The sequence below is a fragment of the Mesorhizobium sp. M0195 genome, from assembly GCF_040322115.1.
Taxonomy (GTDB): Bacteria; Pseudomonadota; Alphaproteobacteria; order Rhizobiales; family Rhizobiaceae; genus Mesorhizobium.
The window spans coordinates 31,920-55,574 of record NZ_JAMYSV010000025.1 but is presented as its reverse complement, the minus strand read 5'-3'; the positions used below and the strand labels follow the sequence as shown (position 1 = coordinate 55,574).

20 protein-coding genes are annotated in these 23,655 nt (G+C 62.2%); 5 read left to right on the top strand and 15 right to left on the bottom strand.

The window, feature by feature from the left end; genetic code table 11:
• Positions 1–131: 131 nt before the first annotated feature.
• The 4 genes from NKJ12_RS28305 to NKJ12_RS28290 form a co-directional block, all read right to left on the bottom strand.
• Entirely contained in the window at positions 132–1,937 is a 1,806-nt protein-coding gene (locus tag NKJ12_RS28305; protein WP_352706626.1) for an ABC transporter ATP-binding protein, read from the bottom strand.
• A gap of 374 nt (positions 1,938–2,311) precedes the next feature.
• A complete protein-coding gene (locus tag NKJ12_RS28300) occupies positions 2,312–2,725 on the bottom strand; it encodes a GNAT family N-acetyltransferase (protein WP_352507841.1) in 414 nt (137 codons plus the stop codon).
• A gap of 26 nt (positions 2,726–2,751) precedes the next feature.
• Positions 2,752–4,434: an NAD+ synthase gene (locus NKJ12_RS28295; RefSeq protein ID WP_352706623.1), complete on the bottom strand. Its 1,683-nt coding sequence runs from the start codon at positions 4,432–4,434 to the stop codon at positions 2,752–2,754.
• A gap of 65 nt (positions 4,435–4,499) precedes the next feature.
• Entirely contained in the window at positions 4,500–5,213 is a 714-nt protein-coding gene (locus tag NKJ12_RS28290; protein ID WP_352706621.1) for a DNA-3-methyladenine glycosylase I, read from the bottom strand.
• 83 nt (positions 5,214–5,296) lie between these two features.
• On the opposite strand from NKJ12_RS28290, the gene NKJ12_RS28285 reads away from it, so the two are divergent.
• Together NKJ12_RS28285 and NKJ12_RS28280 are read left to right on the top strand one after the other, a co-directional pair.
• Entirely contained in the window at positions 5,297–5,860 is a 564-nt protein-coding gene (locus tag NKJ12_RS28285) for a DUF1003 domain-containing protein (protein WP_352479010.1), read from the top strand.
• Complete coding sequence (locus NKJ12_RS28280) at positions 5,857–6,444, top strand: DedA family protein (RefSeq protein WP_352706618.1); 588 nt, start codon at positions 5,857–5,859, stop codon at positions 6,442–6,444. The genes NKJ12_RS28285 and NKJ12_RS28280 overlap by 4 nt, the downstream gene beginning before the upstream one ends.
• A 3-nt stretch (positions 6,445–6,447) precedes the next feature.
• Here NKJ12_RS28280 and NKJ12_RS28275 read toward each other — a convergent pair whose 3' ends face one another.
• The 6 genes from NKJ12_RS28275 to NKJ12_RS28250 form a co-directional block, all read right to left on the bottom strand.
• Positions 6,448–7,035, bottom strand: a complete 588-nt coding sequence (locus NKJ12_RS28275; protein WP_352508811.1) for a hemerythrin domain-containing protein — start codon at positions 7,033–7,035, stop codon at positions 6,448–6,450.
• 102 nt (positions 7,036–7,137) lie between these two features.
• Positions 7,138–7,497, bottom strand: a complete 360-nt coding sequence (locus NKJ12_RS28270) for a diacylglycerol kinase (protein WP_352508812.1) — start codon at positions 7,495–7,497, stop codon at positions 7,138–7,140.
• A gap of 77 nt (positions 7,498–7,574) precedes the next feature.
• On the bottom strand, positions 7,575–7,994 hold the full coding sequence (locus NKJ12_RS28265) for a GFA family protein (RefSeq protein WP_352508813.1): 420 nt from the start codon (positions 7,992–7,994) through the stop codon (positions 7,575–7,577).
• Positions 7,995–8,119: 125 nt separating this feature from the next.
• Entirely contained in the window at positions 8,120–9,493 is a 1,374-nt protein-coding gene (locus tag NKJ12_RS28260; protein WP_352508814.1) for a class II 3-deoxy-7-phosphoheptulonate synthase, read from the bottom strand.
• 180 nt (positions 9,494–9,673) lie between these two features.
• Positions 9,674–13,174: a transcription-repair coupling factor gene (gene mfd, locus NKJ12_RS28255; protein ID WP_352508815.1), complete on the bottom strand. Its 3,501-nt coding sequence runs from the start codon at positions 13,172–13,174 to the stop codon at positions 9,674–9,676.
• Positions 13,175–13,187: 13 nt separating this feature from the next.
• Positions 13,188–13,475, bottom strand: coding sequence for an FAD assembly factor SdhE (locus NKJ12_RS28250; RefSeq protein ID WP_352706616.1), 288 nt, complete (start codon positions 13,473–13,475; stop codon positions 13,188–13,190).
• A gap of 91 nt (positions 13,476–13,566) precedes the next feature.
• Between NKJ12_RS28250 and recG the strand changes: the two genes are divergently transcribed.
• Positions 13,567–15,675 carry an ATP-dependent DNA helicase RecG gene (gene recG, locus NKJ12_RS28245; protein WP_352691101.1) on the top strand — a complete coding sequence of 703 codons (2,109 nt, stop codon included), beginning with the start codon at positions 13,567–13,569 and terminating at the stop codon, positions 15,673–15,675.
• Here recG and NKJ12_RS28240 read toward each other — a convergent pair.
• The 4 genes from NKJ12_RS28240 to NKJ12_RS28225 form a co-directional block, all read right to left on the bottom strand.
• The gene (locus tag NKJ12_RS28240) at positions 15,627–16,379 is read right to left on the bottom strand and encodes a DUF502 domain-containing protein (RefSeq protein ID WP_352479017.1); all 753 of its coding nucleotides are present in this window, start codon (positions 16,377–16,379) and stop codon (positions 15,627–15,629) included. The genes recG and NKJ12_RS28240 overlap by 49 nt on opposite strands.
• A gap of 79 nt (positions 16,380–16,458) precedes the next feature.
• Positions 16,459–18,282 carry a glutamine--fructose-6-phosphate transaminase (isomerizing) gene (gene glmS, locus NKJ12_RS28235; RefSeq protein WP_352706613.1) on the bottom strand — a complete coding sequence of 608 codons (1,824 nt, stop codon included), beginning with the start codon at positions 18,280–18,282 and terminating at the stop codon, positions 16,459–16,461.
• Positions 18,283–18,517: 235 nt separating this feature from the next.
• Positions 18,518–19,879: a bifunctional UDP-N-acetylglucosamine diphosphorylase/glucosamine-1-phosphate N-acetyltransferase GlmU gene (gene glmU, locus NKJ12_RS28230; protein WP_352706610.1), complete on the bottom strand. Its 1,362-nt coding sequence runs from the start codon at positions 19,877–19,879 to the stop codon at positions 18,518–18,520.
• A 130-nt stretch (positions 19,880–20,009) separates the two neighbouring features.
• Positions 20,010–20,957, bottom strand: a complete 948-nt coding sequence (locus NKJ12_RS28225) for an AraC family transcriptional regulator (RefSeq protein ID WP_352706609.1) — start codon at positions 20,955–20,957, stop codon at positions 20,010–20,012.
• Between the two features lie 129 nt (positions 20,958–21,086).
• On the opposite strand from NKJ12_RS28225, the gene NKJ12_RS28220 reads away from it, so the two are divergent.
• Positions 21,087–21,980, top strand: a complete 894-nt coding sequence (locus NKJ12_RS28220; RefSeq protein ID WP_352706630.1) for an SDR family oxidoreductase — start codon at positions 21,087–21,089, stop codon at positions 21,978–21,980.
• 22 nt (positions 21,981–22,002) lie between these two features.
• On the opposite strand, the gene NKJ12_RS28215 is transcribed toward NKJ12_RS28220, so the two are convergent.
• Positions 22,003–22,749, bottom strand: a complete 747-nt coding sequence (locus NKJ12_RS28215) for a cytochrome c biogenesis CcdA family protein (RefSeq protein WP_254820150.1) — start codon at positions 22,747–22,749, stop codon at positions 22,003–22,005.
• 206 nt (positions 22,750–22,955) lie between these two features.
• Here NKJ12_RS28215 and NKJ12_RS28210 point away from each other — a divergent pair, with 206 nt between their 5' ends.
• Positions 22,956–23,333 carry a COG4315 family predicted lipoprotein gene (locus tag NKJ12_RS28210; RefSeq protein WP_254820149.1) on the top strand — a complete coding sequence of 126 codons (378 nt, stop codon included), beginning with the start codon at positions 22,956–22,958 and terminating at the stop codon, positions 23,331–23,333.
• Positions 23,334–23,655 lie beyond the last annotated feature (322 nt).

The window sequence follows — 23,655 nt, the reverse complement described above, 5'->3', positions numbered from 1 at the left end:
CCCCCTTATTTTTTTTTCCCCTCCATCTCCGCCCTCCCAGACCTCTTCTCGGTGGGGGGGGTGGTTTTTTTTTTAATCCTTCGCCGTCCGCCCCCCCCCCTTCAATCCACCCGCGGCGGGCGCCGTGACCGTCAGATCACCAGGCCTTTGGTCAGTTCAAGCGCCTGGCGTTCGAACAGCCGGCGGTAGATGCCGCCTTGCAGCCGGATCAGCTGGTCATGCGAGCCCTCTTCGACGATGCGGCCGCGATCGAACACCAAAAGCCTGTCCAGCGCCCGCACCGTCGACAGCCGGTGGGCAATTACCAGCGTCGTGCGGCCGACCATCAAGCGCTCCATCGCCTGCTGGATCAGCACCTCCGATTCCGAATCGAGGCTCGACGTTGCCTCATCCAGGATGAGAATGCGCGCATCGGCAAGGAAGGCGCGTGCGATTGCAACACGCTGACGCTCGCCGCCCGACAGCTTTACGCCGCGCTCGCCGACCAGCGTGCCATAGCCTTTCGGCAAATTGGCGATGAAGTCATGCGCGCTGGCCAACCGCGCCGCCTGCTCGATCTCGGCCTGCGTGGCGGCCGGCCGGGCATAGGCGATGTTTTCGGCCAGCGACCGGTGAAACAGGATCGGCTCCTGCTGGACGATTGCGATCTGTGCGCGCAGCGACGCCTGCGCCACCTTAGCAATATCCTGGCCGTCGATCAGGATATTGCCCGCAGTCACGTCGTAGAGGCGCTGGATCAGCTTGACGAATGTCGTCTTGCCGGAGCCCGAATGGCCAACCAGCCCAACCCGTTCGCCCGGCGCGATATCCACCGAAAAGTCGCGATAGAGCGGCAGGCGGTGGCTGCCATAATGGAACGTTACATTTTCGAAGGTGATACGGCCATCGGTGATCCGGATCGGTTTGGCTCCGAGCCGATCCTCGATGCCGAGTGGTTCGGACTGGAAGTCGACCAGTTCCTCCATGTCGTTGATCGAGCGCTGCAGATTGCGGATATGCGTGCCGATGTCGCGCAGATAGCCTTGCAGCACGAAGAATGAGGTCAGCACGAAGGCGACATCGCCGGCGCTCGCCTGCCCCCACGACCACAAAAGCAGCGAGAAGCCGATGACCGCTGCCCTCAAAAGCAGCAGCATCGTCCCTTGCGTGGTGCCGTTGACGGTGCCGCGCATCCAGGTGCGGCGCGTGCGACCGCGCCATTTGGCGACGACCTCGGCAAGCCGCGTCTCCTCGCGTTCCTCGGCGCCAAAACCCTTGACCACGGCGTTGCAGCTCACCGCATCGGCCAGCGAGCCGCCAAGCCGTGTATCCCACGCATTTGCAAGCCTTGCCGCAGGCGCGACATAGCCAAGCGACAGCATCGTCGTCACCGCGATGAACAGAACCGAACCGGTGGCGACGACAGCACCCATCAGCGGCCAGAACCAGCCAAGCAGCAGCGTCGAGCCGACGAGCATGACGACCGATGGCAGCAGCGCGATCAGGATCGTGTCGTTGAGCAGGTCGAGCGCCCACATGCCGCGCGTTATCTTGCGCACCGTCGATCCGGCGAAGCTGTTGGCGTGCCAGTCGGTGGAGAAGCGCTGGACGCGGTGGAAGGCGTCGGCGGCGATATCCGCCATCATCTTCAAGGTCAGCTCGACAATGGCCATGAAGGCGAGATTGCGTAGCACGACACCGGTGAGCGCCAGGGCAACCAGCATCGAAAAGGCCGCCATCGCCGCGTTCCACGCAACATCGTCGGCCGCAGCACTGCTGGCGACGGCATCCACCAGCCGGCCGGAATAGAGCGGCGTCAGCACGTCTGCCAAGGTCGACAGCAGGAATGTGCCCATAATGCCGGCAAGCCGCCACGGCTGACGCCGCCAATGACTGAACGTGAAGCCAAGAACGCTGCGAAAGGCGCCCGCGCGCAAATCTATTCGAAAACGAGCCATGATGTCATTCGGGCGCAAACGAGCCCGATTCCGGAAAAGGTCGAAAATTGAAAAAACCGCGTCGGGCGAATTAACACCCAAGGAATTGGCGGCTCGCCCGAATACGGGCGGCGACCGGCGTCGACGAACGCCTGTTCTCAGCTCGGCTTCGCCGCAAAGGTAAGAAACCTTCTGGCTTGCCGATTGAGACCTAGGCTTCGCGGCCTCGCATAACGATGTCAAATCCTGGCATTTCGGTCCTCCCCAAGGGGATCGCGGAAAGGCGTTTATAGAGACGCCTCAACGCCGCGCCAAGTCAGTAGATAACCCAAAGCGCATCTGGTCCAAGCAGTGAGACGATTTTGCAACAATCGCGGGTTGTGCGCTGCCTCTGTTCAGGTTGCCGTGATACGGTCGAGGCGCATATAGCGGCCGTCGGTGGAAGGTCTGAAGCCGAGCTTCTCGTAAACCGCATGGGCGTCGTTGGTCGACAGGCTCCAATGCGTGACAGTCTTGCAATCCGGATGATCGATAAGCGCCTGGACAAGCCGGGTTCCGATGCCTTGCCCGCGATACCCGGGCCAGACAATGATGTCGGCGAGATAGGCAAATACCGTACGGTCGGTGATCGCCCGACCAAAGCCGACCTGATTGCCGCCGACATAGGCGCCGACGCACAGTGAGTTGGCAAAGGCGCGGCGGTGCAGTTCATCGCTGCGGCCGCTGCCCCAATAGCTCTGCTTCAAAATGTCGGACGTCGCCCGGAAGTCGATCTGCGACATGTCAAAGCTGATCTCAAAGTTGGCCATGGCTAAACCGTTATGCAGCCAATCGCCTACCCGCCATCCCTGAACCGGTTGGTGATGGGATAGCGGCGGTCGCGGCCAAAATTCTTCCTGGTGATCTTCACGCCGGGCGCCGCCTGCCGGCGCTTGTATTCGGCGACGTAAAGCAGGTGCTCGACGCGCGTCACCGTCGCCCGCTCATGGCCGCGCGCAACGATCTCGTCGACGCCCATCTCGTTCTCGACCAGGCACTCCAATATGTCATCGAGCACCGGATAGGGCGGCAGCGAATCCTGGTCGGTCTGGTTCTCTCGCAGTTCCGCCGAGGGCGCCTTGTCGATGATATTATTCGGGATCACCTCGCCGGACGGACCGAGCGCACCCGGCGGCACATGCGCGTTGCGCCAGCGCGCCAGCGCATAGACCTGCATCTTGTAGAGGTCCTTTATCGGGTTGAAGCCGCCATTCATGTCGCCATAGAGCGTAGCGTAGCCGACCGACATCTCGCTCTTGTTGCCGGTAGTGACCACCATCGAACCGAACTTGTTGGAAATCGCCATCAGGATGGTGCCGCGGGCGCGGCTCTGCAGGTTTTCCTCGGTGATGCCTTCCTTGGTGCCCTCGAAAAGCTGCGTCAGTGTGTGCAGGAAGCCCTCGACCGGCTCGAAGATCGGCACGATATCGTAGCGGCAGCCGAGCGCGCGGGCGCAGTCCTCGGCGTCCTTGAGCGAGTCCTTCGAAGTGTAGCGGTAAGGCATCATCACGGCGCGCAACCGTTCCTCGCCCAGCGCATCGACGGCAAGTGCCGCGCAGATCGCCGAATCGATGCCGCCGGAAAGGCCGAGCACGACATTCTTGAAGCCGTTCTTGTTGACGTAGTCGCGCAAGCCCAACATGCAGGCGCGATAGTCGGCCTCCTCCTTTTCAGGGATTTTCGACATCGGTCCGTCATAGCAGACCCAGATGTCATTCTTTCGCTTCCAGGTGGTGACGTTGACCGTCTCCTCGAACTGGCTCATCTGGAAGGCCAGCGTCTTGTCAGAACCTATGGCAAACGATGCGCCGTCGAAGACCAGTTCGTCCTGGCCGCCAAGCTGGTTGGCATAGATGATCGGCAGTCCGCATTCGATGACCTGGCGGATGACGATCTGGTGGCGGACATCGACCTTGCCGCGATAGTAGGGCGAGCCGTTGGGCACCAGCAGGATTTCCGCGCCGCTTTCGGCCAGCGTCTCGCAGACGGCAACTTCGCCCCAGATGTCTTCGCAGATAGGCACTCCCACGCGCACGCCGCGGAAATTGACCGGCCCCTGGATCTCGGGGCCGGCCTGGAAGACGCGCTTCTCGTCGAACTCACCGTAATTCGGCAGATCGAGCTTGTAGCGTTCGGCAAGGATTTTGCCACCATCAGCAAAGATGATCGAATTGTGCGTGCCGGTCTTGCGCTTCAACGGCGTGCCGATGATGAAGCCCGGGCCGCCGTCGGCGGTATCGCCGGCGAAATCCTCCGCCGCCCGCTCGCAGGCCTTCAGGAATGCCGGCTTCAACACCAGATCCTCAGGCGGATAGCCGGCAAGGAAAAGCTCGGTGAACAGCACGAGGTCGGCGCCTTGGCGGGCGGCATCCGCCCTCGCCTCGCGCGCCTTGGCGAGATTGCCGGCGACGTCGCCGACCGTCGGATTGAGCTGGGCGACGGCGATGCGCAATATGTCTGGAGCGGTCCTGTCTGTCATGCCCGTGGGTTTAGCGCGGCAAAATTCGTCGGGCAATGGCGTTCGTTTGGACCAAACAGTCGATCCTATTCGCTCATATATTCGCGCAAGGCTTCCGGCGGATGGTTCTCGCCGATCGACATTGCCAGAATGCGCGAAATGTGTCGGCGCGGCAGCCCGGTTTCCGCCGCCCAGGCGTTGATCTGCGCCTGGATCCTGCCCAAATCCCTCTTCGAGGTCGGGCTCTCCGCGATGTTGAGTCCAGCATCGCGCAGTGCGGCCGCCATATCGGCCGAGACAACAAAAGCGTCCCACTCAAGCCAGCGCAGAAAATACTGGCCGGTATTGCCGCCGAGCCGGCTGCCGTGCTTGCCGAGATAGGCCATCAACCCGACCTGGTCATCCGCCGGCCAATCGGCCAGGAACTTGCCGAAGCCGCCGTGCTCCTTCGACACACGCTCGACGAAGGCCGCGTTGTCGCGTACGGATTTGATCTTCTGCGGATTGCGCACGATGCGCTTGTCGGCGGTGAGATCGTGCCAGAAATCGTCAGGCTGGAACAGCAGCCGCTTCGGTTCGAAGCCAAGAAATGCTTCCTCGAAACCCGGCCATTTCTGCTCGATGACGCGCCAGACGAAGCCGGCGGCAAAGACCCGCTCGGCCATGGTCGACAGGATCCGGTCATCCGCAATCTTTGCCACCGCGGCATTGTCAGGCATTGGACCCAGCAGCGACGTAAGGGCTGCCTCACCGCCTTTGCGTTTTGCTGCACGGGCGCGAATTTTCTGAAAATCCACCATTGTTTCCTGATCCCATCGCGTCAATCTACCACTTCCCGTATGAACCGGCAGCTTCTACCTCATCGCTGACGACGGAGGCGACGATGAACAAAACGATCGAGGACCTGGCAAGCCGCTGGCTGAAGCGAAAGCCGGACGGCCTCAGCGCGCTCGAAAGCCGGGTACTGCAATCTACGCTCGAGCGCACCACGATCTCCAAGGACACCAACAAGGCCGTCGCCTTTCACCAGACGTTTGGAGATCGCCTGGCCGACACCATCGCCCGGATCGGCGGCTCGTGGTCCTTCATCCTGGCATTCATTGGCTTCCTGATCCTGTGGACGGCAGGCAATGTCTGGCTCTTGTCGAGCGCCGCCTTCGATCCCTATCCATTCATCTTCCTCAATCTCGTGCTTTCCATGGTTGCCGCCCTGCAGGCGCCAGTGATCATGATGGCGCAGAACCGCCAGACCGAGCGCGATCGAATCGACGCCGCCCACGACTATGAGGTTAACCTCAAGGCCGAGATCGAGATCATGGCGTTACACGAAAAGCTCGACGAACTGCGCCACAGCCAGATCATCGGCATGCGAGACGAGATCGCCCGGCTGGCCGAGCAGGTGAAGCGCATCGACGGCATTCTGTCGAAGCAGCGAACGTCTTCATGACGGAAGCCATCCATCGTCTCATTGAGCAATATGGGTTGGTCGCGGTTTTCCTGGGCTGCGTGGCCGAGGGCGAAAGCGCCGCCATCCTTGGCGGTTTCTTCGCGCATCAGCATGTTTTCGTCCTGTGGCAGGCTTTCCTCGCGGCAGCGCTCGGCGCTTTCGGTGGCGACACGTTCTTCTTCATCTTGGGGCGGAGCTTCGCTGACCATAAATTCGTGATCAGGCTCCGTGCCCGGCCGGGCTTCAGCCACGCCTATCGTCTCGTCACCTCTCATCCCAACATCTTCGTGCTGTCGAACCGCTACATCTATGGCCTGCGCCTGGTCGGTGGTATCGCGGCGGGGCTGTCCGGCATTGCCGCGTCGCGTTTCGCCATCCTCAACGCCATCTCATCGGTGGTCTGGGCGGCGCTGTTCTGCACGGTCGGTTATGTGTTCGGGCTGGGTGCCGAGCGCATCGTCGGCCAGGCACTGGCCCGTCACGAGCGGCTGCTGATCGCTCTGGCAATCGGCCTGGTTGTGGCTATCCTCGGCTGGGTGGCGTCGCACTTCTTCGCCAAGAAGGAGCTTCGCAAGGGAAGCTGATCGTCAATCTATGCCGAGCGCACGGTCACCCTTTTCCAGGATCAGCGGGATGATCAGGTCTTCCTCGTCGGCAAGATGCCTGGTCAGCATGGCGATCAGCCGGCTGTTCTCGTCGGCATAGGCATCGGCGGCGAAGCGCTGCTTGACCTCGCTCTCCTGAAGCGTGCGGATGAAGGCATTTGCCGCCTCGGCATTGCGCTCCAGTCCCTCATGGATTGTGTGGTGATCGGCATCGAGAATCTCGAAGCCGCGCTTCAGACGGGTCTCGGCCCTGGCGAAGACCGGGAAATAATGATGGTCCTCGACATTGTGATGGCCGTCGAGATTGCCGAGGAAATGGTTGAGGCGCGGCGCGAACCAGCGCGCGAATTCCGGCGCGTTCAGCCTACCTTCTCGATAATCGCCGATACCACTGGTGAGCATGTCGCCAAGCTCGCGGAACATATCGTGCCGCTGCAGCCACATATTGGCCACGCCGTGAATGTTGGCATGCGCCTGCCAGATCTTGCGCGGATATTTTTCGGCCAGCCAGCGCAGATCGTCCGGCAGGCCCTCACGTTCAAGCAGCAGAAATCCGGCGGTATTGGTCATGTCGGTTCCCTCAGACCATGATCCCGAAAAGTGGTACCGGTTTTTCGGAAAAGATCATGGTCAAAACGAGAAATGCAGTGACGGCATGTAGTGTCTGAAACGTCAGATCGGCACCCCGAGGATCCGCTCGACGATGGCGACGCCCCAGACGCCTGCAGCGATTACCACCGAAATAAGCACCGCCAGCGAACCGCAATCCTTGGCCAGTTGGATATCGACGTTGAATTCACGGCTGAACGCGTCGCAGGCCGCCTCGATGCCGGTGTTCAGCACCTCGATCATGATCATGAGCAGCACCGCGCCGATCAGCAGCGCATAGCCGCGCCACGATTCCGAAAGGAACCAGCCGAGCGGCAAGGCAAGCACAAGCAGCGTCAGCTCCAGCTGGAAGGCCTCCTCGCTGGCGGCCAGTTTGCGAAACGCCCGCACCGAGTTGTAAAAAGCGTCGATCAGCCGCTGCATGCCAAAACCCTTCGGAATCACCGGCAGGGGATTAGCGCAATGGCTGGACCAAGGGAATAAGGCGACCTCTTCAAAAATCAGTCGCCTGCCACCTTGATCGACGGCGTTGACTTCTCGAACTGCGGCAGCCCGTCGTCGACCGCGTAATAGTCGCCCTTGTCGCCGACGAAGATGTGACATTCCCCTTGAAGTCCGGTTGGCGCGTCGAACAGCCCGGCCAGGACTGAAACATAGCCATCATCCGTCGGCTTCCAGAACAGCAGCGAGCCGCATGTCTTGCAGAAACCCCGTCTGGCAAACGAAGATGCCTCGTACCAGGTGATGCTGTCCGCGCCCGTGATCGTGATGTCGCGGTCGGCAACATTGGTCGCCGCATAAAAATGCCCGCTCTGCTTCCGGCACTGCGAGCAATGGCAGTAGATAACACCGCGCAGCGGTCCTCGTGTCTGGAACCGCACTGCCCCGCACAAGCATGATCCGGTGTGACTGTCAGCCATATCGGCCTCCCGATGCAATTGCCGTCGCTTCGCAGGATTCCAGTTTTGCGTGCGTTAGGCACGAGCAAATGCGACACCCGCCGGACGCGTTTCGCTGACCACCTCGATGATCGAATACGTTCTAATCAGCCGTTGACGGCCTGCTTGTGCTGGACCGGATGGCTCTTCTTGAGCAGATCGGACACCAGGAACGCCAATTCGATCGCCTGGTCGGCGTTGAGCCGCGGATCGCAATGGGTGTGGTAGCGATCCTGCAATTCTTCGGCGGTGATGGCGCGGGCACCACCGGTGCATTCGGTGACGTTCTTGCCTGTCATCTCGATGTGTATGCCGCCGGGATGCGTGCCTTCGGCGCGGTGCACCTCGAAGAACGTCTGCACCTCCTTCAGGATGCGGTCAAACGGCCGTGTCTTGTAGCCGGCGGCCTCGATCGTATTGCCATGCATCGGATCGGAAGACCACACCACACTGCGGCCTTCCTTCTGTACCGCTCGCACCAGCCTCGGCAGATGGTCGGCAACCTTATCGGAGCCGAAACGAGCGATCAGCGTCAGCCGGCCGGGCTCGTTCTCCGGATTGAGCAGATCGATGAGTTGCAACAGGCCGTCCGGCGTCAGCGACGGCCCGCATTTCAGCCCCAGCGGGTTCTTGATGCCGCGGCAATATTCGACATGCGCATGGTCGGGTTGGCGCGTGCGATCGCCGATCCAGATCATGTGGCCAGAGGTGGCGTACCAGTCGCCCGAGGTCGAATCGACGCGGGTCAGCGCCTCTTCATAACCGAGCAGCAGCGCCTCATGGCTGGTATAGAAATCGGTCTCGCGCAGCGCATAATTGGTCTCCGAGGTGATGCCGACGGCCTTCATGAAGTCCATCGTCTCGGTGATGCGGTTGGCGAGCGACTCGTATTTCTCGCCCTGCGGGCTGTCGGAGACGAACCCGAGCATCCATTGATGCACGTTCTCCAGGCTGGCGTAGCCGCCCTGGGCGAAGGCGCGCAAAAGGTTGAGCGTCGCCGCCGACTGGCGGTACGCCATCTCCTGTCTTGCAGGATCGGGAATGCGCGACTTGGCATCGAACTCGATGCCGTTGATGATGTCGCCGCGATAGCTGGGCAGCGTCACACCGCCCTTGGTCTCATTGTCGGACGAGCGCGGCTTGGCGAACTGGCCGGCGACACGGCCGACCTTCACCACCGGTTGAGCGCCAGCGAAGGTCAGCACCACCGACATCTGCAGGAAGACGCGGAAGAAGTCGCGGATATTGTCCGCGCCATGTTCGGCGAAGCTCTCGGCGCAATCGCCACCTTGCAGAAGGAATGCGTCACCGGCAGCGACGGCTGCAAGCTGCTTCTTCAGCTTGCGTGCCTCACCTGCAAAAACCAGCGGCGGAAAGGTGGCGAGCTGGGCTTCCGTGTTCCTCAGCGCGGCAAGGTCCGGATAGGCAGGAACCTGCTGGATCGGCTTAGCTCTCCACGAATTCGGCGACCATTTCGTCATCGAAGCACCTAACGCTCTTTTCACGCGGACGCCATCGCCCGCCAATCCGCCCCATATGGGGTCGCGGCTGCATACACGAAGCCGATTTCCTATTCTAGACCGGAATCTCAGCGCTGGCGAATGGCACGGCAGGGCGAAAGTACCAGCGCCGTCATGGTCCAGAGCACCAGCGATACCCTGCTACGCCGCCGCCTTCTCCACCAGCCGTGCCAGCTGCGTCATGACAACCGCTGAGCCTGCCAGCCGCTTTTCGGGCGTCGGCCAGTCGCGGCTGAAGACGACGCTCTGGTCCGGCCGGATCTTGGCCAGCGAACCCTGTTCGCCGATGAGCTTGACCAGCCCGACCGGATTGGGGAATTCGCGCTTGCGGAAATGGATGACGACGCCTTTCGGTCCGGCATCGAGTTTTTCGACATTGGCCTTGCGGCAAAGTGCCTTGATGAAGACGATCTTCAATAAATGCTTCACCTCTTCCGGCAGCGGCCCGAAACGGTCGATAAGCTCGGCGCCAAAAGCGTCGATCTCTTCAGTGTTTTCGAGATCGCCAAGGCGGCGATAGAGCGCCAACCTGAGCTGCAGATCCGGGACATAGCTTTCCGGGATCATCACCGCTGTGCCGACGGCGATCTGCGGCGACCAGCCGCCGTCCTGCACCTCGCCGGAATCCTTCACTTCGGCCACTGCCTCCTCCAGCATCTGCTGGTAGAGCTCGAAGCCGACCTCCTTGATGTGGCCCGACTGCTCTTCGCCAAGCAGATTGCCGGCGCCGCGAATGTCGAGGTCGTGGCTGGCCAGCTGGAAACCGGCGCCTAGCGTATCGAGCGACTGCAGCACTTTCAGCCGGCGCTCGGCTGTATCGGTGAGCTTGCGGTTGGCGGGCAGCGTGAACAGCGCGTAGGCGCGCACCTTAGAGCGGCCGACGCGCCCGCGCAGCTGATAGAGCTGAGACAGGCCGAACATATCGGCGCGGTGTACGATCAGCGTATTGGCAGTCGGAATATCGAGGCCGGATTCGACGATTGTGGTCGACAAAAGCACATCGTACTGGCCGTCATAGAAGGCGTTCATGATGTCGTCGAGTTCGCCGGGCGGCATCTGACCATGGGCCACGGCCACTTTCAGCTCAGGCACGGATTCGCGCAGGAAATCATGGATTTCCGCGAGATCGCTGATGCGCGGTACGACATAGAAAGAATGGCCGCCACGGTAGCGCTCGCGCAGCAGCGTCTCGCGGATGACCAGCGGATCGAAAGGGGAGATGAAGGTGCGCACGGCCATGCGATCGACCGGCGGCGTGGCGATCAGCGACAACTCACGCACCCCGGTCAAGGCAAGCTGCAGCGTTCGCGGGATCGGCGTCGCCGATAGCGTCAGAACGTGGACGTCGGTCTTGAGATCCTTCAGCCGCTCCTTGTGCTTGACGCCGAAATGCTGCTCCTCGTCGATGATCAGCAGGCCGAGATTCTTGAACGAGATCGAGGAGCCGAGCAGTGCGTGCGTGCCGATGACAATGTCGACTTGGCCTTCGGCGACGCCCTTCTTGGTCTCGGCCAGTTCCTTGGCGCCGACCAGCCGCGAGGCCTGGGCGACGCGGATCGGCAGGCCGGAGAAGCGCTGCGAGAAGGTCTTGAAATGCTGGCGCGACAACAATGTCGTCGGCACCACCACCGCGACCTGAAAGCCTTCCATCGCCGCGATGAAGGCAGCACGAAGCGCGACTTCGGTCTTGCCGAAGCCGACATCGCCGCAGATCAGCCGGTCCATCGGCTTTCCAGCGCCCAGATCATCCCTGACCGAATCGATCGCCGTTTGCTGGTCGTCGGTTTCCTCATAGGGGAAACGCGCTGCAAACTCGCCATAGAGGCCTTCCGCCGGCAGCAGCGCCGGTGCGGCCCGCATTTGTCGCTCGGCGGCGATGCGGATCAACTGCCCGGCCATGTCGAGCAGGCGTTTCTTCAGCCGTGCCTTGCGCGACTGCCAGGCGCCGCCGCCAAGCTTGTCGAGTGTCGCCTCGGCCGAATCCGAGCCATAGCGCGACAGCAACTCGATGTTTTCCACCGGCAAGAACAGCCGATCGTCGCCGGCATAGTGGATTTCGAGGCAATCGTGCGGCGCACCGAGCGCCTCGATGGTGCGCAGCCCGATGAAGCGGCCAATGCCATGGTCGGCATGGACGACGATATCGCCTGAGGACAATGCCGAAGCCTCGGCGATGAAGTCGGACGCGCGCTTCTTGCGCTTCGAACGCCGGATCAGTCGGTCGCCGAGAATGTCCTGCTCGGCGATGACGACCAGTTTCTCCGTCTCGAAGCCGGATTCGAGCGGCAGCACGGCCAGTCCCGCTTGCCCAGGCTCAAGCTTTTCGGCTTCGGCAAGCGTCGCCACCGGTTTCAGATTGCCAAGATGATGCTCGGCCAGGATTTGGCCGAGCCGGTCGAGCGAACCTTCAGTCCAGCCGGCGACGAGGACACGGCGGCCTACAGCGCGCTCGTCGGAAATGTGTTTTACGACGACGTCGAAGACGTTGGCGTTAGGGTCGGCGCGCTCCTCGACGAAGCTGCGACCATGGCGCGAGCCAGCATGGAAAACCTTTTTCGCACCGGCATCGGGCGCATCGAAGGACGTGAAGTCTATCGCTTCGCGTGGGCCAAGCGAGGCAATCAGGTTTTCGGGCGACAGATAAAGCAAATCCGGCGACACCGGCTTGTAGGGCACGGCATCCTTCAAGGCGCCGTCGGCCTGTTTTTTGCGCGCCTCATAATGATCGAGGATCAGCGCATGGCGCTCGGCCAGTGCCTCATGCGCCAGATGATCAAACACCACCGGCGCATCCGGCAAATAATCGAACACGGTTTCCAACCGCTCATAGAAGAACGGCAGCCAGTGCTCCATGCCGGCAAACCGCCTGCCCTCGCTGACCGCCGCATAGAGTCCATCTTCGCGCGAGGGCGCGCCAAAGGCTTCGATGTAGGCGCGGCGGAAGCGGCTGATCGTCTCTGGCGTCAGCGCCACCTCGCTCATCGCCTGTAGCGCCATCGACTTGCGCTGGCCGGTGGTGCGCTGTGTTGCGGTATCGAAGACGCGGATCGATTCCAGCGTATCGCCGAAGAAATCGAGGCGCAGCGCCTCAGTCCAGCCGGGCGCGAGGAGATCGAGAATGCCGCCGCGCACCGCGAATTCGCCGATACCGCGCACCGTCGGCACTCGCTCGAAGCCGGAATTCTCCAGCCGCGACACCAGCACGTTCATGTCTATCTGGTTGCCCGGTTTGGCGTGGAAGATCTGCGCCTCGACGAGTTCAGCCGGCGGAATGCGTTGCAACAGCGCATTCGCGGTGGTGAGGACGACGGCGCGGTGGGGCTTCTTCGCCAGCGCAATCATTGCAGCCAGTGCATCGAGCCGCCTTGCGGCGGCATCGGCGCCGGGCGAGACACGGTCATAAGGCAGGCAATCCCAGGCCGGCAGTTCCAGCACCGGGAGGCCCGGCGCGGCAAAGGCAAGCGCCTCGACGATCGCCGGCAGGCGCTGGCCGTCGCGGGCCACGAACAGCACCGGCTTGTCGGGGGCGATCTCGTGCGCAGCCTGCACCAGGGCAAAGGCTTCGTAGCCGTCGGCGACGCCATCGACAATGAACTGGCCGGCGCGGCCTTTCGGCAGACCGATCGTAGGGATAAGGCTCATGGCTACACGTTGTTCAGAAGGTCATCTCCCGGCGCGAAGCCAGGATTTTTTGCAGGACGGCACAGTCGACATCCGCCGGAACCGGGCGTTCGCCAGTGACGAGAGGCAGGAATTCGGTGTCGGGAATATCGAGGAGCCTCTCATATTGGTCGCTTTCGTCGCCGGTCAAGGCGCCGATCTCGGCGTCGGCGAAGCTGCCGAGTATAAGGTCCATCTCGCGCATGCCGCGGTGCCACGAACGAAACAAAAGCTTGCGGCGGCGGGCATCGAGGCCCTCGCTTGATCGTTTCGTTCCGGTCATCTTGCAACATCCTTGCCTAGGCGGCGCATATAGCGTGGATAGAAGGCGGTGTCAGCCTTGCGCTACAGTCGCCGCAACATAAGCTGACATCATGCGTCCTTCCCTCCTCGATCCGCTGTTTGTCCCGATCACCTCGCTTGCCGGCGTCGGGCCGAAAGTTGGCGCCCTGATCGAAAAAGTCGTAGCAGCCGACCTCGGCGACCGGGCCGCGCGCGCCGGCGACCTCTTGTTCGTGCTGCCGCATACTGTCATCGACCGCCGCAACCGCCCGGGCATCGCCGGTTCGGCCGAGGGCGCCATTGTCACACTCGACGTACGCATCGACCGCCACCAGCCGCCGCCACGCGGCAACAGGTCGGTCCCGTACCGGGTCTACGCCCATGACGACACCGGCGAGATCGCGCTGACCTTCTTCCATGCCCATGCTGCCTATCTCGAAAAAGCAATGCCCGTAGGCGAGCATGTCGTCGTCTCAGGCCGCATGGAATGGTTCAACGGCCGCCCGACCATGGTTCACCCCGACCATATCGCACTTGCCGGCGACGCGGAAAACCTGCCGCTGGTCGAGCCGGTCTATCCGCTGACCGCCGGGCTCTCGGGCAAGGTGCTGCGCCGGGCCATCGGCCAGGCGCTGGCCCGCCTGCCGGTGCTGCCCGAATGGCAGGACGGCGAGTTCCGGCGCCGCCATGCCTTTCCTGCTTTCACCGATGCGCTCAACCGCATCCACAATCCTGCCGACCCGATCGACGTCTCGGTCGACGGCGCAGCATGGCGGCGCCTTGCCTATGACGAGTTCTTGGCCGGCCAGGTATCGCTGGCGCTGGTGCGGGCCAAGGTCCGCCGATTATCGGGCCGGCCACTCGTCGGCGACGGCCGCATAGTCGAGCAACTTCGCGTGGCACTACCCTATTCGCTGACCATGTCGCAGGAAATGGCGCTTGCCGAAATCAACGCCGATCTCGGCGACCCCGAACGCATGCTGCGCCTTTTGCAGGGCGATGTCGGCTCCGGCAAGACGGTGATCGCGCTGCTTGCCATGGCGCGTGCCGTCGAGGCCGGCGGCCAGGCGGCATTGATGGCACCGACCGAAATCCTGGCGCGCCAGCATCTTGCAACGATTGCGCCGTTGGCGGAACGGGCCGGGCTGCGTGTCGCCGTCCTCACCGGTCGCGAAAAGGGCCGCGAGCGTGCCGACACGCTGACCGGGCTGGCCAATGGTGACATCGACATCGTCGTCGGCACTCATGCGCTGTTCCAGGAAACGGTTACGTTCCATGACCTCGTGTTCGCCGTCGTCGACGAGCAGCACCGTTTCGGCGTCCACCAGCGCCTTGCGATCACCGCCAAGGGCGACGCGCCCGACATGCTGGTGATGACGGCAACGCCGATACCGCGAACGCTGGTGCTGACTGCATTCGGCGACATGGATGTGTCGAAGCTGACGGAAAAGCCGGCCGGCCGCCAGCCAATCCGCACCGTCACCTTGCCGCTTGAACGGCTCGACGAACTGATCGGACGCATGCTCGACGCCGTCGCCGATGACCAGAAAATCTACTGGATCTGTCCGCTGGTCGAGGAATCCGAGGAAATCAAACTGATGTCGGCCGAGGACCGTTTTGCCTCGCTGAAGCCACTGTTCGGCGACCGCATTGGCCTGGTGCACGGCCGCATGAAAGGCACCGACAAAGACGAGGCGATGCGCGCCTTTAAACAGGGCGACACCCGTATCCTGATCGCCACCACCGTCATCGAGGTCGGCGTCGATGTGCCTGATGCGACGATCATGGTCATCGAGCATGCCGAGCGCTTTGGCCTCGCCCAGTTGCACCAATTGCGCGGCCGGGTCGGGCGTGGCGACAAGCCTTCATCCTGCGTGCTGCTCTACAAGGACCCGCTTGGCGAGACGGCAAAACGCCGTTTGTCGGTGATGCGGGAGACCGAGGACGGTTTCCGTATCGCCGAAGAGGATCTGAAGCTACGCGGCGAAGGCGAGTTGCTCGGCACCCGCCAGTCCGGCACGCCGGGCTTCCAGGTGGCGCGCATCGAGGTGCATGCCGACCTGCTCGAGGCCGCTCGCGACGATGCGCGGCTGATCCTGTCGCGCGATCCGGAACTGCAGTCCGAACGCGGCACGGCGCTACGCCTGTTGCTCTATCTGTTCGGCCGCGACGAGGCCGTGCGGCTCCTGCGTGCCGGCTGAGGCATCGTGTCGAGCGGAGGATTGGCAAGCGCGCCGTGGATCTGCTCGCCGTTCACCGTCATCATTTTGACAGCTGGCGCCACCAGGCCGGCCGACACGATCAGCTTGGCTCCGTCCTCGATCGTCATGTCGAGCGATACGATGTCGGATTTCGGCACATACATCAGAAAGCCTGTCGTCGGGTTGGGCGTACACGGCATGAACACGGCAATCAGCGGATCGCCTTCCCGGTCGAGCTTCTGGTTGATCTCGGTTTCCTTCTCGCTGGCGACGAAGACAAGCGACCAGACCCCTTTGCGCGGATATTCTACCAACCCGACCTGGCGGAACATGTCGCCCTTGTTCGACAGCACCGTCTCGAAAATCTGCTTCAGCGAACGGTAGATGCCGCGCACCAGCGGCATGCGACCAAGCAGGCGCTCGCCGAAGTTGACGATGGCGCGGCCAACGATATTGGCGGTCATAAAGCCGATGAAAGTGATGAGGATCAGGGCAACGATCAGCCCAAAACCCGGCACTGGAAACGGTAGGTAGGTGTCCGGATTGTAGCGTACCGGAATGTAGGGTTTGACCCAGGAATCGACCCAGCCGATAAGCGACCAGGCAATGTAGGCAGTAATGGCGAGCGGCGCGCAAACGACGAAGCCGGTCAGGAAATAGTTTCTCAGCCGGGTCATGCCTGAGGTCTTGAGAGCATCCGACATGGTTCACCGCAGCGTGTGTTTGCAGCGCGACACTACTGAACCCGAAGGCGCTTTGGAATGGCGAAGTTTTAAACGAGACCTATTCCACCGTTACCGATTTCGCCAGGTTGCGAGGCTGGTCGACGTCCGTACCCATGAACACGGCGGTGAAGTAGGCGAGCATTTGGATCGGCAGCGCGTAGATGATCGGCGAGATGATTTCCGGCACGTCCGGCAAAACGATCGTCTCCATCGTCTTCACCGTAGCGTGCGCCGCGCCCTTGCCGTCAGTGATCAGGATGATCTTGCCGCCGCGCGCGGCCACCTCCTGCATGTTCGACACTGTCTTTTCGAAGATGCGGTCATGCGGGGCGATGACGATGACGGGCATGTTCTCGTCGATCAGCGCGATCGGGCCGTGTTTCAACTCGCCGGCAGCATAGCCTTCGGCATGGATATAGGAAATCTCCTTGAGCTTCAGCGCACCTTCCATGGCCAGCGGAAAATTGGTGTCACGGCCGAGATAAAGCACATTCTTGTAGTGCGAGAGGTCGCGCGCGATCTTTTCGATCTGCCCGTCGAGCTTTAGCACCTGGTTGGCATAACGCGGCGCTTCCGACAGCTCGCGTATCAGCGTTTTCTCGTGGTCATGCGAAATCGTTCCGCGCGCCACGCCGGCCCGCACCGCCAGCGAGGCCAGCACGGAAAGTTGGCAGGTGAACGCCTTGGTCGAGGCGACGCCGATCTCCGGGCCGGCCAATGTCGGCAGGATGACGTCGGATTCGCGCGCCATGGTCGATTCGCGCACATTGACGACCGCGCCGATCTTCATGCCAGCCTTGCGGCAGTAGCGGAGCGATGCCAGCGTGTCGGCGGTCTCACCCGATTGCGAGATGAAGAAAGCGGCATCGTTCTTCGACAGCGGCATCTCGCGGTAGCGGAACTCCGAAGCGACATCGATGTCGACCGGCAGCCGCGCATAGCGCTCGAACCAGTATTTGCTGATCAGCCCGGCGAGATAGGCGGTGCCGCAGGCCGAAATCGCCAGCCGGTCGATCTTGGCGAAATCGAACGGCAGAGCGAGCGGCTTCGAGGCGCCACCGACGAAATCGACATAATGCGCCAGCGTGTGCGAGATCACTTCCGGCTGCTCATGGATTTCCTTTTCCATGAAATGGCGGCGGTTGCCTTTGTCGACCATGAAGCTCGTGCTGAGCGACTGTTGGCGTTTGCGGTCGACCTTGTTGCCGCCCATGTCGAAAATATCGACCTCGTTGCGGCGCACTACCGCCCAGTCGCCGTCTTCCAGATAGGTGATCGAATTGGTGAACGGGGCAAGCGCGATGGCGTCGGAGCCAAGGAACATCTGGCCGTCGCCGTGACCGACGGCGAGCGGCGGGCCATTGCGCGCGCCGACGATCAAATCCTCGTCGCCCTTGAACATGATGGCGAGCGCAAAGGCGCCTTCCAGCCGCTTCAGCGCCTTATGCGCCGCCTCGACCGGCTTCAGCCCCCTGGCCAGTTCGCGCGCCACCAGGTGCGCGACGACTTCGGTATCGGTCTGTGAGGCGAAGCTGTAGCCGTCGCGCATCAGCTCGTCGCGCAATTCGGCGAAATTCTCGATGATGCCGTTATGGACGATGGCGACGCCGTCGGAAAAATGCGGATGCGCATTGCTCTCGTTCGGAACGCCATGCGTGGCCCAGCGCGTGTGGCCGATGCCGATCATGCCGTCGAGCGGTTCGTCCTTCAGCCGGCGCTCGAGATTGACCAGCTTGCCCTCGGCGCGGCGGCGGTCAAGCCTGCCGTGCTCGATCGTGGCGACGCCGGCCGAGTCATAGCCGCGATATTCGAGCCTTTTCAACGCATCGACGATAAGCGGCGCGACCGGCGAGTTACCGACAATTCCAACGATACCGCACATCGCGCCTGCCCCCGATTCCGACCTCAAACCCGGCGCCATTTAGAGACTGCCGGGCCGTCGCGAAAAATCACATTCCATTTCGTCCGGTATCAGCCGGACTATCCTGCACAGATGCACCATGATAGGGCGCACTTGCAATCCGGTTACTGCAATTGCTCAGTTTCTCCGCTTCTGTATCCTATCTCGGCCCAACGGCTCCAGAAACCAGTCAAAGACATGATCCCGCTCGTCGCGCCTACCCTTTTTTGCGGGCCGCCGCGGCCGAAGCAAACCGTTCGCGCAACTCCTTGCCCTTGCCGGGTAGAGTCCGCTGACGGGCGCGACCGAAGGCCAGCGCATCGTCGGGTACGCTTTCGGTGATGACGCTGCCTGAGGCGATGTAGCCGTCCTTGCCGATCGACACCGGTGCCACCAGCGAGGAGTTCGAGCCGATGAAGGCACCCTCGCCGATATCGGTGAAGAATTTCGAATAACCGTCATAATTGCACGTGATGGTGCCGGCGCCAATATTGGCGCCTGCGCCGATGCGGGCATCGCCGATATAGGTCAGATGGTTGACCTTGGCGCCCTCCTCGACGATCGCCTGCTTCACCTCGCAGAAATTGCCGACCTTGGCTTTGTTTCTCAGATCGGCCCCGGGCCGCAGCCGCGCGAACGGCCCAACATCGCAATTCGACGCGATAGTGGCGCCTTCGATATGGCTGAAGGCATGGATCTTGGCGCCCGTCGCGATTTTCACGCCTGGGCCGAACCAAACATTGGGCTCGACAATCGTGTCGGCGCCGATCTCGGTGTCGTGCGAGAAGAACACGGTTTCGGGCGCAACCAGTGTCACCCCGGAAAGCATCGCTTCCTGCCGTCGACGCGCCTGCCAGATACCTTCCGCCTGGGCAAGCTCGGCACGGTTGTTGATGCCGAGCGCATTCTCGAAACTGGCTTCGGTGGCTACGACATCAAGTCCCTGCGCAGCGGCGATCTCGACGATGTCGGTGAGATAATACTCACCCTTGGCGTTCTTGCTGCCGACTTGATCGAGCAGCTTCAGCGCGTGCCTGCCGGCGACCGCCATCAGCCCGCCATTGCAGAAGGTGATTTTCTTCTCCTCGTCCGAGCAGTCCCTCTCCTCGCGGATGGCCACGAGCTTGCCGGCCTTTTCGATAAGCCGGCCGTAGCCCGAAGGATGTTCCGTACGGAAGCCGACCACGACGACGGCCGCACCTTCGGCCAGCTTCAGCCGCGCCGCCGCGAGCGCTTCTGGATCGATCAACGGCGTGTCGCCAAACATCACCAGGATGTCGTCATACCCCTTTGATATTGCTGCGCGCGCGGCAAGCACGGCGTGCGCGGTGCCAAGACGTTTCTCCTGGACGAAAGCTTCGGCCTTGGGCGCAAACTTGAGTGCGGCCTTGCGCATGTCATCGGCGCCATGGCCGATCACCAGCGCCAGATCGCCGCTGCCGGCGGCTTCGGCCGCCTTGACGACATGGGCAACCATTGGCAGGCCGGCGATTGTGTGCAGCACTTTCGGCACGGCACTCTTCATGCGCGTGCCTTCGCCGGCAGCGAGGATGATGGACAGGCAGGATCTCTGGCTCATGGGGACAGCAACCGTTGAAAGGGATCTGGAATCGGAGCGTTAGTAGCACCGGCGCCATGCTGCACCAATGCGGTTAAATTCCGGTGAGACGGTGGAACCTCCAACCCGCGGCACGCTCAGGCCGATCGGCTCAGGCGGCTTCCGCCTCGTTGCGTGATGCGAAGCTGGGGGCTCGGCCACGGCCGTATTGCCGTGGCGAACAGTTCATGACCCGCTTGAAAGCAGTGCTGAAGGCGCTTTCGGATTCGTAGCCGAGCGACAGCGCGATGACGGCGACGGGATCGCTGGAATTCGTCAGCCGATCCCCGGCCAGCAGCATTCGCCAGCGCGTCAAATAGTCCATCGGCGACGCGCCGACCGTCTCCTTGAATCTGAGCGCAAAGGTCGATCGCGACATGCCGGCCCGTTCCGCCAGTTCCTGTAACGTCCAGCCATGCGCCGGATTCTCATGCATGGCGCTGATCGCCGCGCCCATCTGTTTGTCCGAGAGGGCAAAGAGCCAGCCGACGCCACCTTTCAATCCTTCTGAAAGATGCAGCCGCAACGCCTGAACCAGCATCATGTGAGCAAGGTGCTGGATCACCAGAAAGCCGCCCGGTTGTGGCTCGCGCAGCTCCTGCATCATCCGCTCCACCGACCAGCGCAGCGCCGACTTGTCCGACTCTTTGCGGATATGCACAATGGCTGGCAGCATCCGCAACAGGATGCCGGCATGATTGCCGCCAAGCGCGAAGCGGCTGCTGACCAGAAAGAAATCACCGCCGCCATTGTGGGTCACGACACCGCCGGCTCGCGCAGGCGGAAAAATCTTGATGGCTTCAACAGGCGACAAACTCATGTCGCTTGCAAGGCGGAAAGGCCGCCCACTCGGCAACAGGAAGCAGTCCCCCGTCTCAAGGCGCACTGCGTCGGCAACGCCTTCTACTGACAGCCAGCACCGGCCGGAGACCACCGCTCCGGTCTTGATGCTTTGCCGCTGGTCGGGGAACTGGATCGACCATTCACCACCTGCATCGAAGCCGGCCGACATATAGTTTCGCGGCTTCAGCAGCGAGAGCACATCTGAAAGAGGATCCACGTGTCATTCCGGACGATTGCGAAGATAATACGGACTTTACCGCATAGATCGTATTTCCTCAAGCGCCTATCACGACGTCATCGGGCCGCGAAAATGGTCGTGGTCAGAAACGAACAAGGACAAGTCGTGATGCGTGTTTTCGTTACCGGAGCGACCGGATTCGTCGGTTCTGCCGTCGTTCAAGAACTCATCGGGGCCGGCCATCAGGTGCTCGGCCTCGCCCGCTCGGAGGCGTCGGCCAAGTCGCTCGCCGCCACTGGAGCCGAGGTGCATCGAGGCGACCTCGAAGACGTGGAGAGCCTGCGCAGGGGCGCGGCAGCCGCCGATGCGGTTATCCACACCGGGTTCAACCATGACTTCTCGAAGTTCGCGCAAAACTGCGAGATGGACCGGTGTGCCATCGAGGCGATGGGCGGAGCACTCGAAGGCTCCGAGCGCCTCCTGCTCGTCACCTCGGGGACCGCGCTCCAGGCGCGGGCCCGTATCGCGACGGAGCAAGATTCGCCTGTCCCCTCTTCCGCTTCGTATCCCCGCGCCTCCGAAGCGACAGCCGCCGCGCTGGCGGCACGCGGGGTGCGCGCATCGGTTGTCCGCCTTCCTCCGTCGGTCCATGGCCAGGGCGACCACGCCTTTGTTCCTATTCTCATCGACCTCGCTCGCAAGAAGGGCGTGTCGGTCTATATCGGCGAAGGGCTCAATCGCTGGCCTGCCGTGCATCGGTTCGATGCCGCCCGCGTCTACCGGCTTGCGCTCGAGCATGGAGCCGGTGGCGCGCGATATCACGCGATCGCCGAAGAAGGCGTGCCGTTCAAGGACATCGCCGGCGTGATAGGCCGTCGCCTGAACGTGCCAGTCGTCGCCAAGTCCGCCGAAGAAGCCGCCGATCATTTTGGCTGGTTCGCGATGTTCGCGGCGATGGATGTCCCGACCTCGAGCGAACGGACCCAGGCGCTGCTGGGGTGGCAGCCGAGCGGACCTGGGCTGATCGCTGATATCGACCAGCCGGGCTATTTCGAAGGCTGAACAGACCACGTCGGGCTAGAACCTAGCCCAATTGCCCCAGCACCGGAAAATTCTCGAGCAGCCAATATGACATCGTCTGCACGCCGCCGGTCAGGAAAAACACGCCGGCGACCACCAGCAGCGCGCCGATGGCTTTTTCGACGCGGCCGAGATGGACGCGGAATTTCGAGAGAAAGCGCATGAAGGCGCCGGAAAACAGCGCAGCGATCAGGAACGGGATACCGAGGCCGAGCGAGTAGGCGGCAAGCAGCAGCGCGCCCTCGCCCACCGTCTCGCGGCCGCCGGCAAGCGTCAGGATCGGCCCCAGCACCGGGCCTATACAGGGCGTCCAGCCAAAGGCGAAGGCCAAGCCCATGACGTAAGCGGCGATCAGGCTGGCCGGCTTGCCTTGCGACTGGAAGCGCGCCTCGCGTGAAAGCAAAGGGATACGCAGTACGCCGAGGAAATTCAGCCCCATCAGGATGATCAGCACACCGGCCACCATTGCCAGCGGCTCCTGCCAGACCCGCAACAAATGGCCGATGGTCGAGGCGCCGGCGCCGAGCGCGACGAAGACGGTCGAGAAGCCGAGCACGAAAGCGATGGAGGAATTAACCAGCGCGCCTCGCGCTCCGGCCTTTGCCGTAATGCCGGCCTCGCCGCGGAAATCGTCGACGGACACGCCGGCCATATAGCACAGGTAAGGCGGCACCAGTGGCAGCACGCAGGGGGACAGGAACGAAATTGCTCCCGCCCCGATCGCACTGACATAGCCGACGTCCAACGCCATTTCCATCTCCAGATGACTGCGCAGCCATATAGCCGCGACAACAGCCGTCCGCCAATCACCATCGCGTGGCCCCATCACATTGGGTAGCAAGTCGACGCCCTCGCCTGGATCAGTGGAGAACAGCGCGGGAAGAAAGGGCAGCCAAGCAGCGTTGATCAGAAGAAGCCGCGGTTCCGCGTGCTTTTCGAACATTCCGGGAGAGGTCCATGAAAACGATCGCAATTGGCATGGCGGCGCTATTGCTCGGCACTGCCGGATCCTTCGCCGCCGAGGCGTGGAAGGAAGCGGAGGTCGGCGGCACCAAGATCTACACCGACGCCAGCGGCATGACGCTCTACACCTACGACAAGGACGAGGCCGGCAAGTCGAACTGTTACGACAAATGCGCCGCCAATTGGCCGCCGCTGAAGGCTGACGCCAACGCCAAGGCCGAGGGCGAATGGACGATCGTCGACCGCACCGACGGCACCAGGATGTGGGCCTACGAAGGCAAGCCGCTCTACACGTTCATCAAGGACAAGAAGGCCGGCGACGTCACCGGCGAGGGTGTCGGCGGCGTCTGGCATATCGCCAAGGCCGACTAAGCCTTGAGCTTCTGATCCGCTGTAACAGGCGGTAACATGGCTGGTCGCTGGGAACTTGACCCAACCGCCCGGCGGCCAGCTTTTCAGCACGCCAATTCCTTGCAACTATCCGGGCAAATGCCGGGCTACCGATTGCGCGCTTCACAGCATCTGTTCAAGCGGGGCTGGCGCGTGCTCGATGTTTCTCTTATATCCGCGGGAGAGTTTGTCCCGTTCTCCAGGATCAATTGCCGGGTTTGTCCAGCGATAGGCTGCTCATTTCCCTTGTCCAGGATTGCGGAAATCGCATGGCGCGCCGTTGGGTTGCGCATTCGGTGCAGGG